This window comes from Labrys sp. HAY1-8F (assembly GCF_056754975.1).
The window spans coordinates 4,757,229-4,774,705 of record NZ_JBPGWZ010000002.1; the positions used below are offsets into that span (position 1 = coordinate 4,757,229).

14 protein-coding genes are annotated in these 17,477 nt (G+C 64.7%); 4 read left to right on the forward strand and 10 right to left on the reverse strand.

Annotated elements, in window-relative coordinates; translation table 11 throughout:
- Positions 1-41: 41 nt before the first annotated feature.
- The 7 genes from ACR9ZN_RS31005 to uxaC all read right to left on the reverse strand — a co-directional run bounded on the left by ACR9ZN_RS31005 (position 42) and on the right by uxaC (position 7,939).
- A complete protein-coding gene (locus ACR9ZN_RS31005) occupies positions 42-1,121 on the reverse strand; it encodes an ABC transporter ATP-binding protein (protein ID WP_481274037.1) in 1,080 nt (359 codons plus the stop codon).
- A 10-nt stretch (positions 1,122-1,131) separates the two neighbouring features.
- Positions 1,132-2,199, reverse strand: a complete 1,068-nt coding sequence (locus tag ACR9ZN_RS31010; protein WP_454813177.1) for a Gfo/Idh/MocA family protein — start codon at positions 2,197-2,199, stop codon at positions 1,132-1,134.
- Positions 2,199-3,209, reverse strand: coding sequence for a Gfo/Idh/MocA family protein (locus tag ACR9ZN_RS31015; protein ID WP_481274038.1), 1,011 nt, complete (start codon positions 3,207-3,209; stop codon positions 2,199-2,201). Before ACR9ZN_RS31015 ends, ACR9ZN_RS31010 begins: the two co-directional genes overlap by 1 nt.
- 120 nt (positions 3,210-3,329) lie before the next feature.
- Positions 3,330-4,199 (reverse strand): carbohydrate ABC transporter permease, encoded by an 870-nt coding sequence (locus ACR9ZN_RS31020; protein WP_454813179.1) that lies wholly within the window; start codon positions 4,197-4,199, stop codon positions 3,330-3,332.
- Positions 4,189-5,121 carry a carbohydrate ABC transporter permease gene (locus tag ACR9ZN_RS31025; RefSeq protein ID WP_454813180.1) on the reverse strand — a complete coding sequence of 311 codons (933 nt, stop codon included), beginning with the start codon at positions 5,119-5,121 and terminating at the stop codon, positions 4,189-4,191. The genes ACR9ZN_RS31020 and ACR9ZN_RS31025 overlap by 11 nt, the downstream gene beginning before the upstream one ends.
- Positions 5,122-5,126: 5 nt before the next feature.
- Positions 5,127-6,410, reverse strand: coding sequence for an ABC transporter substrate-binding protein (locus tag ACR9ZN_RS31030; protein ID WP_454813181.1), 1,284 nt, complete (start codon positions 6,408-6,410; stop codon positions 5,127-5,129).
- Between the two features lie 128 nt (positions 6,411-6,538).
- Positions 6,539-7,939 carry a glucuronate isomerase gene (gene uxaC, locus ACR9ZN_RS31035; RefSeq protein WP_481274039.1) on the reverse strand — a complete coding sequence of 467 codons (1,401 nt, stop codon included), beginning with the start codon at positions 7,937-7,939 and terminating at the stop codon, positions 6,539-6,541.
- 219 nt (positions 7,940-8,158) lie between these two features.
- Here uxaC and ACR9ZN_RS31040 point away from each other — a divergent pair, with 219 nt between their 5' ends.
- Together ACR9ZN_RS31040 and ACR9ZN_RS31045 are read left to right on the forward strand one after the other, a co-directional pair.
- Entirely contained in the window at positions 8,159-8,899 is a 741-nt protein-coding gene (locus tag ACR9ZN_RS31040) for a GntR family transcriptional regulator (RefSeq protein ID WP_481274040.1), read from the forward strand.
- A 163-nt stretch (positions 8,900-9,062) separates the two neighbouring features.
- Positions 9,063-10,331 carry a Gfo/Idh/MocA family protein gene (locus ACR9ZN_RS31045; protein ID WP_481274041.1) on the forward strand — a complete coding sequence of 423 codons (1,269 nt, stop codon included), beginning with the start codon at positions 9,063-9,065 and terminating at the stop codon, positions 10,329-10,331.
- Between the two features lie 115 nt (positions 10,332-10,446).
- Here the strand turns inward: ACR9ZN_RS31045 and ypfJ are convergent, their stop codons facing one another.
- Positions 10,447-11,349 (reverse strand): KPN_02809 family neutral zinc metallopeptidase, encoded by a 903-nt coding sequence (ypfJ, locus tag ACR9ZN_RS31050; RefSeq protein ID WP_481274042.1) that lies wholly within the window; start codon positions 11,347-11,349, stop codon positions 10,447-10,449.
- Positions 11,350-11,587: 238 nt separating this feature from the next.
- Positions 11,588-12,424: a uracil-DNA glycosylase gene (locus ACR9ZN_RS31055; RefSeq protein WP_481274043.1), complete on the reverse strand. Its 837-nt coding sequence runs from the start codon at positions 12,422-12,424 to the stop codon at positions 11,588-11,590.
- A 146-nt stretch (positions 12,425-12,570) separates the two neighbouring features.
- Between ACR9ZN_RS31055 and ACR9ZN_RS31060 the strand changes: the two genes are divergently transcribed.
- The gene (locus ACR9ZN_RS31060) at positions 12,571-13,977 is read left to right on the forward strand and encodes a cell wall hydrolase (RefSeq protein WP_454813186.1); all 1,407 of its coding nucleotides are present in this window, start codon (positions 12,571-12,573) and stop codon (positions 13,975-13,977) included.
- 224 nt (positions 13,978-14,201) lie between these two features.
- Here the strand turns inward: ACR9ZN_RS31060 and ACR9ZN_RS31065 are convergent, their stop codons facing one another.
- The gene (locus ACR9ZN_RS31065) at positions 14,202-14,417 is read right to left on the reverse strand and encodes a hypothetical protein (RefSeq protein ID WP_454813187.1); all 216 of its coding nucleotides are present in this window, start codon (positions 14,415-14,417) and stop codon (positions 14,202-14,204) included.
- Between ACR9ZN_RS31065 and ACR9ZN_RS31070 the strand changes: the two genes are divergently transcribed.
- Positions 14,416-17,220: a DUF2339 domain-containing protein gene (locus tag ACR9ZN_RS31070; protein WP_481274044.1), complete on the forward strand. Its 2,805-nt coding sequence runs from the start codon at positions 14,416-14,418 to the stop codon at positions 17,218-17,220. The genes ACR9ZN_RS31065 and ACR9ZN_RS31070 overlap by 2 nt on opposite strands.
- The last annotated feature ends 257 nt before the right edge of the window (positions 17,221-17,477 follow it).

The window sequence follows — 17,477 nt, forward strand, 5'->3', positions numbered from 1 at the left end:
GCACCACCCTTCGAAATCGGCGTTCCGGCGATCCGCTGGGCTCACCGTCGCAGGGAAGCACCCTCTTGGTTGAAGACATGGCAGAGGGCGGGGTCGGCGCGCAGGGGCACGGCTTCGCCATGGCGGACTCGTAATTGCCCAGGGGCCGAAATGGTCAGGTTCTCCCCGCCTGAGGTGGTTGCGTAGAGCACGGTCTCTCCGCCGAGATGCTCGACCAGATGGACTTTGACGTCGCCGAGCGACTCGCCGGCCCCGCCGCCGACCAGGACATGCTCGGGGCGCACGCCGAAGGTGACGGGGGCAGTCGTCCTGGCGCCCGCTAGAGGCGAACCGAGGCTTACGGTTCGGCCTGCAACTTCGATCGCATCGCCGGCTCCGGCCAGGCGGCCGGCCAGGAAATTCATCTTGGGCGAGCCGATGAAGCCGGCCACGAACTGGTTGGCCGGCGCGTTGTAGAGATCGAGGGGTGCGCCGACCTGCATCACCACGCCGTCGCGCAGCACCACGATCTTGTCGGCCATGGTCATCGCCTCGACCTGGTCGTGGGTCACGTAGATCATGGTGTTTCCGAGATCCTGGTGCAGCTTGGCGATCTCCACGCGCATCTGCACCCGCAGTTCCGCGTCGAGATTGGAGAGGGGTTCGTCGAACAGGAAGATGCGCGGTTCGCGCACGATCGCCCGCCCGATGGCGACGCGCTGGCGCTGGCCACCGGACAGGGCCTTGGGGCGGCGCTGCAAATAGTCCTCGATCTTGAGGATCCTGGCGGCATGGCGCACCCGTTGGTCGACCTCGGCCCGCTTGTAGCCGGCGGTCTCCAGCCCGAAAGCGAGGTTCTTGTAGACCGTCATGTGCGGATAGAGGGCGTAGGACTGGAACACCATGGCGATGCCCCTGCGCGAGGCGGGGACATTGTTCATGCGTTCCCCGTCGATGGTGAGGTCGCCGCCCGAAATCGGCTCGAGACCGGCGATCATGCGCAGAAGGGTGGATTTGCCACAGCCCGACGGGCCGACGAACACCGTGAACTCGCCCGGTTCGATGACAAGATCCACGCCGTGAATGACGTCCAGCGAGCCGTAGCGCTTCACCACCTTGTCGAGCCGGATGCTCGTCGCCATGTCGTCCTCCTTACGGTCGCCAACCGCGATATTTCGGATGATCGGGGCCGATCGGCAGGGCCACGTCGCTGCCGGTCTGGGCGGAATGATAAAAGGCGGTCGCCAGTTCCAGCGCCCGGCGGGCATCGGCAACCGTGACCGGGACCGGTGCACGGCCGTGCAGGGCCTCGTGCAAGGCATCCATCTGGCCGAGGAAGCGGCGGCCGACCGGGGGCAGGTCGGCGACGAGATCCTTGATATCAGCCGCCACGGCCTCGTTCGCTGGCAGGATCGTCCAGGGGTCGTCACCCGGCGAATAGGCCTCGCCGCCGCTCTCGAAAGTGACGTTTTCGAAGCACAGGCGCAGCCGCGAAATCTCGTTCTGCGAGCCCAAAGTGGCGCTGGCCGCCACCAGCGCGCCATTGGCCATTTCCCAGGAGGAGGAGACGCAATCCTCCACCTCGATGGCGTTGACCCTCGTCGTCGCCCGCGCGAACAGCCGCCGCACCGGTCCCATCAGATGGGTCATCATGTCATGCTGGTGGATGGCATGGGTCATCAGCACCCCGCCGAGCTCTGTGTCCCATTTGCCGCGCCAATAGACGGCATAATAATCGGGTGTGCGCTTCCAATGGGTTTCCACGGTGCCAAGATAGGGCTTTCCGGCCAACCCCGCCTCGATGATGCGCTTGGCCTTCTGCACACCCTCGCCGAAACGGTACTGGAAGATCGGCATCAGGATCTGGCCGCTCTGGGCCTGGGCATTGGCCAGAAGATCAGCCTCGTGCAGCGATCCCACCAAAGGCTTTTCGCAGACAACGTGCTTGCCCGCCGCCAGGGCCCGGCTGACCAGCTCGAAATGGGTTGCGGGCGGTGTGGCGATGTCGATCACGTCGATATCGTCGCGAGCGAGGAGTTCGTCGAAATGCAGCGTGCGGCTTTCGGCCGAGAATTCATCGGCAACCGCATCGAGGCGTTCCTGGTTGCGATCGCAGACGGCGGCGAGGCGCCAGCGTTCGGGGCGCGGCGCATAGGCCTCGGCGATATGCGCGCGCCCGATGTTCAGCCCGACGACGGCGACGGATTTGATCTCGCCCATCACGCAGCCTCCTCGGCGCGCTGCTGGGCCTTGAGGGCGAGTTCCATCGCCTTGAAGCAACGGGCCTGCGGCATGGCCGTCTCGGTCCGCTCCAAGACGTCGGTGATGAACTGCCGGCCGAAGGGAAGCTCGACCGCCGAACAATCGATATGCTGCATACCCTTCCGATCGGTGAGGAAGAGATGGTCTCCGCCGGCGCGGCCGGCGACATCGACATATTTTCGCAGCTCGATGGTGCCTTGGGTGCCGGTGATGAAGAGCCGCCCGTCGCCCCATACCGGCAGGCCGTCGGGCGTGAACCAGTCGACGCGGATATAGCCCGTGACACCCTGCGGCGTGCGAAGGTGGACATCGCCGACATCCTGCAGGCCGGGCTTGTCGGCATTGGCGCGGTTGCCGACAGAGGCGGAGAGGATATCGGCATCCTCGGCGCCGGTGAAGAACAGGAACTGCTCGAACTGGTGGGCGCCGATATCGACGAGGATGCCGCCATAGCGCTCGCGCTCGAAGAACCAGCCCGGTCGCTGCGGCTTGCGCAGGCGATGCGGGCCGAGTCCGGCCATGGTCACGATCTCGCCGATGGCGCCCGAGGCCACCAGTTCGCCGGCCTTCACGGTGGCGGGCACCTCGAAATGTTCCGAATAGAGGATGGAGAGGATGCGTCTGGTCTCGGCCTGCACCAGGCGCACGCTCTCGAGCTGGTCGAGGCTGGTCATGCCCGGCTTGTCCAACAGCACATCCTTGCCGTGGCGCATGGCCGTGACGGCGACGTCGGCGCGATCGCCCGGGATGGCGGCGCTGACGATCACATCGATCGAAGGGTCCTCATAGAGCCGCGCCGCCTCGGCGACGCGCGGGATCTCGGGATAGGCCCCGGCAAAGGCGCCGGCGAGATCGTCTTCGGTGGCATGAAAGCCCGTGCAGGCGGCACCGGCCTGCCTGAGCGCCCTGATCTGGCCGTGGATATGGTCGTGATTGATGCCGATGACGGCGAATTTCAAAGGTTTCATATCAATTGTCCGCTCGGGCGTTTTACTTCCAGATTGAATCGCTAGAATCGAAAAATGCGTCTGTTCCCAGTGGGTTAAGGCGAACGAAGGTTTCGGCTTGAACGCATTTTGCTCCGGATGTCAGCGTTTCATGCCGGTGGTGGCGATGCCTTCGATCAGAAGGCGCTGGAAGAACAGGAAGACCAGGAAGATCGGGATCAAGGAGAGCACCGACATGGCGAACAGGGCGCCCCAGTCGGAGGTGCCGCTGGCATCGACCAGCGAGCGCAGGCCAAGCTGCACGGTGTAGGTGTGGATGTCGCCCAGATAGATCAGCGGGCCGAAGAAGTCCTCCCAGGTCCAGATGAAGGAAAAGATCGCAGCGGTGGCGAGGACAGGCATGGAAAGCGGCAGCACGATCTTCCAGTAGATGCGCCAGGCGCTGCAGCCATCCATCATCGCGGCTTCGTCGAGCTCGCGCGGCAGGCCGCGGAAGAACTGCACCATCAGGAAAATGAAGAAGGCATCGACCGCGAGGAATTTGGGCACCACCAGCGGCAGCCAGGTGTTCACCCAGCCGATGTTCAGGAACAGCACATATTGAGGAATGAGGGTGACGTGGTAGGGCAGCATCAGCGTGCCCAGCATCAATGCAAACCAGAAGCTCTTGCCGAAGAACTGCAGCCGCGCGAAGGCATAGGCCGTCAGCGAGGCGGCCATGACGTTGCCGATCGTCGCCAGCACGGAGATGGCGAGCGAGTTGAGGAAGAAGGTTCCAAAGCTCACCTGCAGTCCGAACCAGCCGGTTTCATAGGCCCGGATCGAGACCTGGGAGGGGATCAGCGAAGTCTGGCCGCCGAAGATGTCGTCCGCCGGCCGCACCGAGCCTGCCAGCATCCAGAGCAGCGGATAGAGCATCACGAAGGAGGCGGCGATCAGGCCAGCGTGGATCAGGGCCGAACGCAGGACTGAGCGCTCCGGCGCGTGCACGGTGGCGGCGTCAGTCGTCATAATGCACCCAATAGCGCGCGGTGAGGAAGGAGAAGGCGGTGAAGAAGGCGATGATCAGCACGAGGATCCAGGCCAGCGCCGAGGCATAGCCCATGCGGAAATAGCCGAAGGCCTCCTGGTAGAGATAGAGCGTGTAGAACAGGGTCGAGTTGATCGGGCCGCCATTGCCTTCGGAGATGATGAAGGCGGGCGTGAAGGCCTTGAAGGCTTCGATGGTCTGGATGACGAAATTGAAGAACACCACCGGGGTGAGCAGCGGCAGGGTGATCCTGAAGAATTGCCGGGCCTTGGAAGCGCCATCGAGGCTGGCGGCCTCGTACATGTCCTGCGGAATCTGGCGCAGGCCCGCCAGGAAGATGATCATGGGCGAACCGAACTGCCAGACCGAGAGCGCCACCAGCGTGTAGAGCGAATAGCGCGGATTGGAGATCCAGCTCGGCCCGTCGATGCCGGCGAGGGCGAGGAGGGAATTGACCAGGCCGTCGGCGGCGAAGAGCTGGCGCCAGAGCACTGCGATCGCCACGGAGGCGCCGAGCAAAGAGGGCAGGTAGAAGATGGCGCGATAGAGCGGAAGCCCTCTTATGCCGCGATTGAAGGCCATGGCCAGAGCGAGGGCGAAGATCAGCTTGAGCGGCACCGACAGTAGCACATAGGTGAAGGTCACCTTCATCGCCGCCGCGAATTTCGGATCGGCGGTGGCGATGCGGACATAATTGGCGGTGCCGACGAATTGCGGGCTCTGCAGCAGATCATAGTCCGTGAAGGACAGATAGAGCGAGGCCAGGGCTGGCCCCAAGGTGAGGCCGAGAAAGCCGATCAGCCAGGGCGCCAGGAACAGATAGCCGGCACCGTTTCGGCGCAGGGCCTGCCGCAGCCGACCTTCGGAGATCTCGCTGGGGTGGGCCAGTGTCGTCGCGGCCATGGCGCTCAGCCCCGTTTCAGGATGGACTCGGCTTCCGTAATGAACTGCTCGCCGCCTTGTTCCGGCGTCGACCCGAAGGCGACTTCCTGGCTGATGCGCTGCAGCACGAAGGAGATCTCGCCAGCCCCCTTGGGCGGGGAGGGCGGCAGGGCCCCGACATAGGGGTCGAGCTTGCCGATATAATCGACCATCTGCCTGCTGACGTCGTCGAGCGAGGCGGCAGCAAGGTCGCGCATGGCGGGGGAGGCGGGCACGCCCCGCTCCACGCCGAGGATCTTGACGCCGGCGGGATCATGCACGGTGAAGTTGGCCAGCTTGACGGCGAGCTCCGGCGCCTTGGCGTCCGAAGAGATCGACCACATCTGCGAGGGCTTGAGATAGTGCCCGGGTTTGCCCCCGGTCAGGATGGGATAGGCCGTGATCGACAGCCTGGCCTTGCTGAGCTGCTGGGCGCCGATGAACTGGTTGGAGTGCAGGAAGCTGGTGGCCGAGTAGCCGAGGGCGAGGGGCGAGGTTTCCAGCGTCAGCTTGTCGAGGGCCTGGATGTCGGCGCTGACGCTGCCGCCGGAATCGCGCAGGGCGCCCCAGAGCTTGAACCAGTCGGCAGCGTCCTTGGCATCGAAGGCGAGTGCGCCCTTGTCGTCATAAAGGGCCTTGCCCCGTTGCCGCAACCAGAGTTCGAAGGCCGGCTCGACGCCGCTGGCATCGGCCGTGGCGTAGAATTTCTTGCGCTTGTTGGCCTTGCCGAAAGCCTCGCATTTGCCGGCGAATTCCTCCCAGCTCGTGCCGAATTTCGGCGGCTCCACGCCCGCTTCCTGCCAGGCAGCGGGGTCATAGGCCATGGCTGAAGAGTTGACCCCGAGATTGATGCCGTAGAGCTTGCCGTCGACGCTGCAGGAACCGAGATTGGCCTTGCCGAAATCGGCGATGTCGAGAAGGTTGCCCAGATATTGGTCAAGCGGGATGATGGCCCCGCGGCGGGCATATTCGAACATGTAGCGATAGTCCATCTGGACCAGGTCTGGCGCATTGCGCCCGGCGACGCGGGTGGCGAGACGCGGCCAGTAGTCGCTCCATCCGGTGAATTCGGTCTTGGTGTCGACGCCGGCATTTGCGGTCCGGAAGGCATCCACGGCCTTGTTGGTACGGTCGGCCCGCTCCTGCGAACCCCACCAGAACACCCTGAGCTGCTTGTCCTCTGCCCGGGCCTGGCTACCCAGGATGACGGAAGCGGCAAATCCGCAGCCGGCTCCGAGCATTGCACGACGACTGACGAGATGGGCACGCATGGCTTCCCCCTTTTCCGGTCCGTATGGCTGCTTGAAAGCCGGTTTTTCTGTGTTCTTGTCTTTGTACTCGCGGGTTTCGATATCGATATGACGTTACGTGACATTGCATGCCGCCATGGCACACGATGTCAGAGTTTGTAGGCGCGCTTGGCGAGGTTGTAGGCGAGGTCGACGGCGACCTCGGCGGCCTCGTCCTCGTCGAGGCGATGATCGGCCACCAGGCGGGCGAGGCAGGCGCAATCGACGCGGCGAGCCATGTCGTGGCGCGCCGGGATCGACAGATAAGCCCTGGTATCGTCGTTGAAGCCGACCGTGTTGTAGAAACCGGCCGTTTCCGTCGCGAGTTCGCGGAAGCGGCGCATGCCTTCCGGACTATCGAGGAACCACCAGGGCGGGCCGAGCCGGAGCGCGGGATAATGGCCGGCGAGGGGCGCGAGTTCCCGGTTGAAGGCCGTTTCGTCCAAGGTGAACAGCACGACGGTGAGACCGGGCTCGTTGCCGACGGCGTCGAGCAGGGGCTTCAGCGCCTCGACATAGCTAGTCTGCCTGGGAATGTCGGCACCGACATCCGGACCGAAGCGGGTGAACAGCGCCGGATTGTGATTGCGGTAGGAGCCCGGATGGATCTGCATGGTGAGCCCGTCCTCCAGGCTCATCCGCGCCATTTCGGTCAGCATTTGCGCCCGGAACAGCTCGGCATCGGCGGGCGTTGCCGGTTCGGCGATGAGGCGGGCGAAGAGCGCTTCCGCCTCTGCCCGGCCGAGATTGGCCGTGCGGGCGCTGGGATGTCCATGGTCGCTCGAGGTCGCCCCCAGCGATTTGAAGAAGGCACGGCGTTCGCGGTGCGCCGTCAGATAGCCTTCCCAGTTCGCGGGCTGCCCGGTCATATCGAGGAGATGTCGAACCTGGTTCCGGAAATCGGCACGATCGGCATCGACGACGGCGTCGGGGCGATAGGCCGGCAGGACACGGCCCTTCCAGCCGGAGGCACGGATGGCCTGATGGGACTTCAGATCGTCGGTTGCCGCGTCGGTGGTGGAGATCGCCTCGATGTTGAAGCGGTCATAGAGGGCGCGGGGGCGGAATTCCGGCCGTTCGAGTGCGGCGGCGATCTCGTCATAGAGCCGGTTGGCATTGTCCGGTGTCAGGCGCTCGGTAATGCCGAAGCCGCTTTCCAGCGAATGCTCGAACCACAACCGGCTCGGCGTACCCCGGAACAGATACCAGTGTTCGGCAAAAAGCCGCCAGATCTTGCGCCCGTCGGTTTCGACAGCCGTCCCGTCTCTGCTGGGAATGCCGAGCATGTCCAGCCGTACGCCCTGCGAATAGAGCATGCGTGTGATGTAGTGGTCCGGCTTGACGAACAGCGTGGCGGGATCGGGGAAGGGAGCATCCTCGGCATACCAATTGGGGTCGGTATGGCCGTGCGGGGAGAGAATTGGCAGGCCTGCCACCTGCCTGTAGAGGCGGCGGGCAATAGCCCTGGCGTCCGGTTCGATCGGCAAAAGCCTGTCGGGATGAAGTGCCATGCGGGGCTCGGCCCTGTTCTGGTTGGCGTCTCCTCTTGACGTTGGCTTTAACACTAAGATACTAGTGTGTCAAAATCTGATGATCGCGGCTCTCTGGAGCAAAGCGCGGTTGGTGGAGACGCTCTTCTACCCTAACTCCTTGTTCCGACGCGTCTTTGTGATTTGAAGGGTTCAGTCAAATCACAGAATGCTCTGCGAGGACCACACCGGGCCGGGGCCATGGAAAGCCACGATACAAGCCATTCGCTGGAAATCCTGACGGCACGAGGCAAGGCGGCGCAATCCGGCCTTCGTCCGACGCGTCCGCGCGTCACCACCGCGACCCTGATCTACGATGACCTGCGTGAGGCAATCCTCGGCATGCGGCTGGTTCCCGGTACGCCACTGCAGGAAAAGGCGCTGACCCAGCGTTTCGGCGTGAGCAAGACACCGGTACGCGAGGCCCTGATCCGCCTGGCCGAGGACGGCCTGGTCGATATCTTCGCGCAATCGGGAACCTTCGTGTCGCGCGTGCCGGTGGCTGCCATTCCGGAGGCGGTGGTGATCCGCCAGTCGCTGGAGGACACGGCGGTGCGGCGCTTGATCGAGATCGCTACGGAAGCCGACATCGCCACGATCGACGCCATTCTGGCGCGCCAGCGCCTGCTGGCCGATCTCGGCGACAAGGACGCCTTTCACGAGGCGGACGAGGCTTTCCACCAGGCCATCGCCCAGATCGCCGGCTATCCCAGCATTCCGCGCCTGCTGCGCCAGATCAAGGTGCAGATGGATCGCGCAAGGCGGCTGACCCTGCCGGTGGCGGGCCGCATGCATCAGGTCATCGCCGAGCATAGCTTCATCCGCGATGCCATTGCCCGCCGTGATGTCGAGGTGGCCAGCAAGGCCATGAAAGCCCATCTGAGCGCCGTCGTTCCCGACATCGACCGGCTCCGGGTGCAATATCCCGACTATTTCGTTTAGAGAGAAATGCGATTTCAATAAATCGTTTTTCTCTAAGTTGTTGTTTTAACGCATTTTCTTAACCGAAAAGTCTACCAAATTTTCTGGAAGATGCTCCAAGCGCCCCGGAGAAAGATCCCGTTCCCGGGCGCCGTCAACAGCCAGAACCGCATGAGGAAACGCTATGACGATGCAAGCGACGAGACATGAGGATGGGGAAAGCGCAGAGAGGCATCGGGTGGCCCTGGTCGGCACAGGCCATCGCGGAGCCGGCATGTGGGGCAAGGAACTTCTCCAGGGCTGGCGCGACCGGGCCGAATTCGTGGCGATCTGCGACATCAACGAAATGCGGGCCACGGCCGCGCGCACTGCGATCGGCACCAACGCACCCGTCTACACCGATGTCGACCAGATGCTGGCGAGCGTGAAGCCGGAGATCGTCATCGTCTGCAGCCGTGACGACACCCATGACGAGATCATCGTCAAGGCGCTAGAGGCGGGCTGCCGGGTGATCACCGAAAAGCCGATGACCACCACGCCGGAAAAATGTCGCCGCATCCTCGAAGCCGAGGCGCGCACGGGCCGGCCTGTCGACGTGACCTTCAACTATCGCTTCGCGCCCACGGCCGCCCGCATCAAGCAGTTGCTGCGCGAGGAGGCTGTTGGGACCGTGACCTCGGTCGATTTCCATTGGTATCTCGACACCCAGCATGGCGCCGATTATTTCCGCCGCTGGCACGCCAAGGAAGCCCATTCGGGCAGCCTGTTCGTGCACAAGGCCACCCATCATTTCGACCTGCTCAACTGGTATCTGGAATCGGTGCCGCGCGAGGTCTCGGCCTTCGGCACGCAACGCAATTACGGCCGCAACGGGCCGTTCCGCGGCGAGCGCTGCCAGACCTGCGTCCATGCCCAGGATTGCGATTTCTATTTCGACATGAGCAAGGATCCTTGGCTGACCATGCTCTATGAGGATCCGTCAGCCGAGGACGGCTATGTGCGCGATGGCTGCGTCTACCGTGAGGACATCGACATCGCCGACACCATGACGGCGATGCTGCGCTTCGAAAACGAAGTGATCGTGTCCTATTCCCTCAACACTTTCATGCCGATCGAGGGCTATCACCTGGCCTTCAACGGCACCAAGGGGCGCATCGAGGTTCGCCAATATGAGCGCCAGGCCTTCGAAACGCCCGACCATGACGAGATCGTGCTGATGCACAATTTCGGCGGCGTCGAACGCATTCACGTGCCGCATGCCGGCGGCGGGCATTTCGGCGGCGACGATCGCCTGCGCGACATGCTGCTACGCCCCGGCATGACCGATCCGCTTGGCCAGCGCGCCGGCGCGCTGGCAGGGGCGATGTCGATGCTGTGCGGTGCGGCGGCTCTTGCCAGCATGAAGTGGGGACGGCCGGTCAAACTGGCCGAACTCGGAGGCCTGCCGGCCTGATGGGGGGCAGGTCTTCGTCTTATGCCTTGCATCTTTGCATGCCGCCTGAAATCGAATGAGTTTACGCGAGGGGGGGCCGCGCGACCTCAACGACAAGGGAGCGAAGTATTCCCCCTCAGATGGCGCCGGAGGTGTCGCAGGAGCGGATCTGGCCGCTCTTCAGGCCGGTGACGAACCAGCGCTGGCGCTGCGCCGCCGTGCCGTGGGTGAAGCTGTCGGGCACGACATAGCCCTGCATCTTCTTCTGCAGCATGTCGTCGCCGATGGCCTGGGCCGTCTGCAATGCGCCCTCGATGTCGCCCTGCTCGATGAACTTGAAATCCTGCTGCGTGCGATTGGCCCAGACGCCTGCCAGGCAATCGGCCTGCAGTTCCTGGCGCACCGAGGAGCCGCCGGCGCCCGCGCCGCCCTCCCGCAGCAGGCCGAGTTCGTCCTGCACATGATGGCCGACTTCATGCGCGATCACATAGGCCTGGGCGAAGGCGCAGGCGCCCTGGCCGGCCGGACAGGCATTGAAGCGGTTGCGCATCTCATCGAAGAAGGCGGTGTCGAGATAGACCTTCTTGTCGTTCGGGCAATAGAACGGACCCATGGCCGACTGGGCCGTGCCGCAGGCCGAGCGAGTCACGCCGTTGAACAGCACAAGCTCGGTCGGCTGGTAGGCCTTGCCCTTGACCTGTTCCTGGAACAATTTCGTCCAGGTGTCCTCGGTGGAGCCGAGGATCTTGCGCACGAACGTGCCTGAAGCGTCATCGGCGCCGCCCGTCTGGCTGGAGGGGCGCGGTTGCTGCTGTTGCTGGACCTGCGGCTCACCACCGCCGCTCAAGCCCTGCAGGGCGTTGAAGGCCGCTTCGGGGCCGACGAGGAAATAGAGAGCCGCGACGATCACCAGGCCGCCCAGGCCGATGCCGCCCCGTCCGCCCGGAAAGCCTCCGCCGCCGCCACCGCCGCCGAAACTACCGCTTTCGCCGCGACGATCATCGACATTGTCGGATGCGCGCATATCGTCGAGTTTCATCGCCCTGTCTCCTGCTCCCCGGATGCCGGCCGTTCACCGATGTCGGGCCGGCATGGTGATTTGTGCTCCTGCAAGCCATACCCAATAAATATGTCTTCGCAAAGCCCGTTACAGGGGCTCTAGGCGGTGCTTACGTAAGGAAATACAGTTTTCCCGAAATGCGCCGTTCGGTTCGGCGCAAGGAGCGGGGATCACAAAGTTTCTCCCACGACGGCAAAGGGCCGGGCACGCGTTTGTCTCAGGAAGCGTCCTGCTCGAGTGCCGTGCGGATCGCGCGGAAATCGCGCCAGGCCAGCCTCTTCTGCACCGGCTGGCGTAAGAGATAGGCCGGATGCAGCGTAGCGATCGCCCGGATACGCTGGCCTGAAAGCTCATGGTCGAGCCAGCGCCCGCGCAGTTTCAGGATACCGTCGGTGACGCCAAGCAGCGCCTGGGCACTGCGTGCGCCGAGGCAGACCAGGACCTTGGGCGCGACCAGTTCGATCTGGCGTTCGATGAAGGGACGGCAGATCGTGGTCTCCTGCGGGGTCGGGTCGCGATTGCCGGGCGGGCGCCAGGGCACGACATTGGCGATATAGGCCTTGGTGCGGTCAAGGCCGATGGCGGTGAGCATGCGGTCGAGCAACTGGCCCGAGCGGCCGACGAAAGGTTTGCCCTGGATGTCCTCGTCGCGCCCGGGCGCTTCGCCCACGAACATCACCTTGGCGTCGGCAGCCCCGTCGGCAAAGACGAGTCGGCTCGCCGTGGCCTTGAGGGCGCAGCCGTCGAAGCGCTCGAGAAGATCGCGCAATTCGTCCAGCGTGCGGGCGCTGCGCGCCTGCTCGCGCGCAGCCAGTTCCACCGCGTCCGGGGAGGTGGTGAGCATGGTCGGCGCCGGGGACGCCATGCGGGGCTGCGCCGTGGCGGTAGGAGCTCTGCGCGCCGGCTCGGGCTCCGGTGCGGAACGAGCGGGGGAGGGGGAGAAAACAGCTTGCGCGCTTTCGGCAAAGCGGTCGACCGGTTCGTCGCCAACAGCCACGTCTACGCCCATATCGGCATACCATTGCAGCAGCGCGACGATCTGTTCGGGGGGCATGGACGCGGACATCATGGCGAAAGGATAGAGCAAAGCTTCCAGAGTTGGAACAGGCTGGGCGCCCCTGTTAACTCCCCATCAAGGTTAATGCATCATCAATGAGCTCATCGGCAACGCCGTGTTGGTTGAACCTGTGAGCCTCGTCCATGCTGCTGCGCCGGCCCGTCATCATCGCCCTTCTGCTCTGCGCTGGCGCCACCAGCACGATGATGTACCGCCGCTCGACCGCCGTGCAGGCGAGCCCCGCCGTTGCCGCTACCATGCATGGCGCCCTGCAGGGCGCGCCGGGCGTGCGGCGCGCCGCGGTGATGCGGGCTGGTCTGTTCGCAATGCCGCAGCTCAGCCTAGCCGATATCGGTTTGGCGCCGCAGACCGCCTTCGGTGACGGCTTCACGCTGCGGGCCATGCCTGCCAGCCTGACGCTGACGCCGAACCGAAACGATTTCATGCCGCTTCCCGATGATGTCGGCCCGCCCAGTGCACCGATCCGGGACGCCACCAAGAAAGGCATGACGATCTGGCCCGAGGTGATCCGGACCGCCAAAGGTGACCGGCGGCCAGACCGGGGTGTCGGAGAGAATGTTGCGTATATGGCGTCGGGCGATCCGCATGTGCTGATGCCCAAAGTCGGCGCCAGGCCGATGGCGCGGCAGTCGCGCAGGCTCCAGCCGCCAGAGACCGCCGAGGGGCTGCAGCAATTCCAGCCGTCCCGGCTCAGTGCCATCGTGGTCACCAAGCTTGCCGAGCGGCTTTCGGTCGCCGATGCCGATCTCGGCGGACATGATGGCGCGGTGCCTCTCGATCATTCGCTTGCCCCGGCTGGTGGCATGTCGCCGGCGGCGAGCCGCCCCGACCTCGCGAGCCTGACCAGCAGCACGACCCGAGCGGACGAGGCGCGGCCGGTCGAACTCGCCATGGCCGACCCGAGCGCCCTCCAGCCGGTGGTGGCCCAGCCAGTCTTGACCCAACCTGTCATGACTTTGGCGAACGTGCAGCCGGTGATGACGCCGGACGATGCCCAGACCATGCCTGAAATCGGCAGCGACGAGGGTTTGACCGATGCGCAGAAGAAATCGCGCATTGCCGGCCTGCCCGGGTTGGACGACGGCAAGGCCCGCCCGCTCGACCTGCCGCCGGCAGCCTTCACCAAGGCACAGACCTGCCTGGCGACGGCGATCTATTTCGAGGCCCGCGGCGAAAGCCGCGAGGGCCAGGTGGCCGTCGCCCAGGTCATCATCAACCGCCTGCGCTCGCCCTTCTATCCCAAGAATGTCTGCGACGTAGTCTACCAGGGGGCCAGCAACAAGCGCTATGGCGGCTGTCAGTTCTCCTTTGCCTGCGATCTCGTCGCCGACAAGGTTACCGAGAAGGAGCCCTGGGAGCAGGCCCTGGTCCTCGCCGAGCGGGTGATGAACGCCAAGGACTGGATCCCAGAAGTCGGGAACGCCACGCATTATCATGCCAATTATGTCCGTCCGCGCTGGGTGCGCGACATGCGCGAGAAGGACAAGATCGGCAAACATATCTTCTACCGCGTCAAATGGTGGGCCTGATCGGCAAGCTTCCACGATAGGCGTCCACAGGTGCTGTAACCGGCGGGATACACAAGATCCGGATTCACGCGTATGGCTGGCACCATAGTTGCGTTTATGGATGGCGTGATTTTCGCATCGTCGATGCGAGTGTAGCGAAGCAATCCAAATGTCGCTGAGGCGGCAATTCTTGCTACAGGATTGGCACGCGTCACTCGCGATGACGGTAAAGATCTTGTCCATGATCAACGCAGCTTCAATTGCCGGGCAAACCGCCTGCACTTGTCGCCCAGAGCATTTTGCGCTTTGTCCGGATCGGCCAGAATCGCAAGACGCTCTAGCCAGTCCGTTGGATTGGCTTGGAAACAATGAGCTGGAGTGAAGCAGCGTTCACGCTTGAACGCGCTTTGCTCGAGGACCGCGCGGAGCCCGCGCTGCAATGACCTGTCATGGGTGAGCATGTCTGAAGATAGCGCCTTCCTCCTCATCGGCCTCCTGGTGCTCGCCTTTCCGGTGCTGGCGATCGTCGGCTTCGTGATGACACTCGGCCTCAGGCGCAGGGTGCAGGAGTTGGAGGAAAGGGTTCGTCTGCTGGCAGGCCAGCGCCCGGTGCCGGTCGACGTCGCCAGGACCGGCGCGACGGCCTCGCCGGCGCCAGCTCTGGCCGGGGAAAGAAAGGCCGCCGAGCTCGTGCGGGCAACGGTTGCACCGGTTTCCGCTGCCTCGCCTGTCGAGACGTCCCCGATAGTCGGGCAGGCACAGGCGCCAGTCCGGCCGGAACCGGTGATGGCTGTTTCCGGGCAGGCTCAGCGCCGCGCGGCGCCCGACAAGCCCAAAGTCAGCCTCGAGGAGAAGCTCGGCACGCGCTGGGCCGTCTGGGTCGGCGGGCTGGCGCTGGCACTCGGAGGTGCTTTTATGGTGCGTTATGCCATCGAGGAGGAGCTTCTCGGCCCCGGTGCGCGCGTCCTGGCCGGCCTCGTCTTCTCCCTGGCCCTGATCGGCGGCGGCGAATATTTGAGGCGTCGTCCGGTGGCGCCAGCCGCAGGACAGGCGGCCTATATTCCCGGCGTGGTCACGGCCGCGGGCACGGTGGCCCTCTTCGCGACCGTCTATGCCGCTTATGCGCTCTATGATTTCCTCAGCCCGGCCCAAGCCTTCGTGCTGCTTGGCCTGGTCGGCGTCGCCACCATGTATGCGGCGGCGCTGCATGGCCCCTGGCTCGCCGGCCTGGGCCTCGTCGGCGCCTATGGCGCGCCCCTGCTGGTGTCCTCGAACCAGCCCAATCCCTGGGCGCTCGCCCTCTATGTCGTAGTGGTGACATCAGCCGCTTTCATGCTGGCGCGTATTCGCCTCTGGCGCTGGCTCGCCATCGCCGCCGGTATCGGTGCCTTCTGCTATGGCTTCGTGCTGGGCAGCATCATGGGCGAGGACACCGGTGCCATGGTGTTCTACATCCTCGCTTTGTCGGCGCTGGTCGGCGCGGTGCTGATCTACGAGCCCCATCACGGCAAGACCTATCAGCGTTTCGATCCCATCGGCCTCGGCGCGGTCGCGGGCCTCGCGGTGCTGGCCGTCTCTTTCGCCGGCGCCGATGTGTTCGGGCATGCCTCGCTCGCCACCTTGCTGATCGTGATGGCACTGGCGCTGGCGGCCGCGCTCGCCTTCGATGCACTGGCCCCGGCCGCCGTGATCGCCGGCCTGGCCGGTCTGGCCTGCCTGTGGATCTGGCCGATTGGCGGGCAACTCGCCGCCGAACCACTGGTGGTGGTGCCGGGCCATCTCTATCTGCCCTTCCTGATGCCGGACGCGCTGCAGGCCTATCTGCAGATCGCGATCATCCCGGCTGGCGTGCTGCTGCTGGCTACCACGATCAGCCTGATGCGCCACCCCAGGCCGCAACTGCCGGCACTGGCGCTGGCACTGGCGGGGACGGCAACCCCGGTCTTCGCACTGGCTATCGCCTATCTGCGTATCGAGAGCCTGCGCACCAGCCTGCCTTTCGGCGCGGTGGCAGCCGGGCTCGCCGTGCTCTTCGCCGCGACGACCGAGCGTTTCCTGCGATTGGAGAGGCAGGCGGGCGAGGATGAGACGCCCGGTGCCGGTTCCTCCCTGCATGCCGTCGCGAGCGCCTCGGCAGTGGCACTCACGCTCACCTTCCTGATCACCGATTCCCCGCTCACACTGGCCTTTGGCCTGTCTGCGCTCGGCGCGGCCTGGGTCTCGACCCTGCGGCCGCTGCCGGCCCTGCGCTGGTGCGCGGCCGGTTTCGTCCTGCTGGTGCTGGCGCGCATGGGCGGGGCCTGGACCCTGGCCGGCGCCAGCCTGGAACACTTCCCGGACTGGCAGGATATCGCGCTGCGCTATGCCGTGCCCGCCGCGGCCTTCTATTATGGCGGTGTCCTCCTGCGCCGGCGCAAGACAGATATTCCGGCCGCCATCCTCGATCTTGGCGCCATCCTGCTGGGCAGCGCAGCGGTGGTCTTCGCCATCCGCCTCGGCCTGCGCGGAGCGGAGGAGGCCGCCTATCCCGGCATGTCCCTCGCCGAGGCAGGGCTTTATACGGCACTCGCCTTTGCCGCCTCGATGGCGCTGGTCTATCGTTCCGGGGCGACCACCAGCCCGGTCTACCGGGCCGCGGCGCCGATCAGCGTCATCATCGCGCTTTGCCTGACGGTCACGGGGCCATTGATCACTGCCAATCCCGCGATCAGCGGCGAGGCGATCGGCGGCGGCGCCCTCTTCAACACCTTGCTGCCCGGCTATGCCCTGCCGGCGCTGCTCGCGGGGGCGGCGGCGCTGTTCTGGCACTGGTATGACCGTGGCGTCGGTAAGGAGGAACACAAGAATCCGGGCATGGAGAATGCGCCCTTTGCCCTGCTGTGCGGGATCTGTGCCTTCGTGCTCGGCTTCGTCTACGTCACCCTCGAAGTGCGCAAGATCTTCGCCGAGGGCGTGCCCGACTTCGCGTCGATCTCCTCGGCCGAGAACTGGGGCTATACCATCGCCTGGCTGCTCTATGGCCTGGTGCTGCTTGCCCTCGGCATTTGGGCGAAGGTGCGCGCCATCCGCCTGGGCTCGGCCATCGTGATCATGCTGGCGGTCGCCAAGGCCTTTCTGTTCGACATGTCGGAGCTGGAGGGGATCTGGCGCGCCTTGTCCTTCATGGGGCTCGGCGTCGCCCTGATCGGCATCGGCCTCGTCTATCAGCGCCTGTTGTTCGGGCCCAAAATCGGATCCGGGCAGGAACCGCGGCAGTCGCAGTGAATGGCTGGCATCGAGCCTTGCTCCGATGGCGTCTTGCAGCACCTCAGGCCGGAAGTGGCTTTGACGAACCTTGCCGTCCAAGAGTTGCGCCGGCACGCGGCGGAACTGCGGACGCCCCCGTGCGCGCAGCTGACCGTTTCGCTAAAAATCGTTTCGCAGCCAGCCGCGCGCAATTCCGTTAAGCTCCGCACACAGCCGTGCCACATCATCTTGCATCGCAGGGGGAGCGCGCGGGCGGGATTCACCGCATGTTCAAG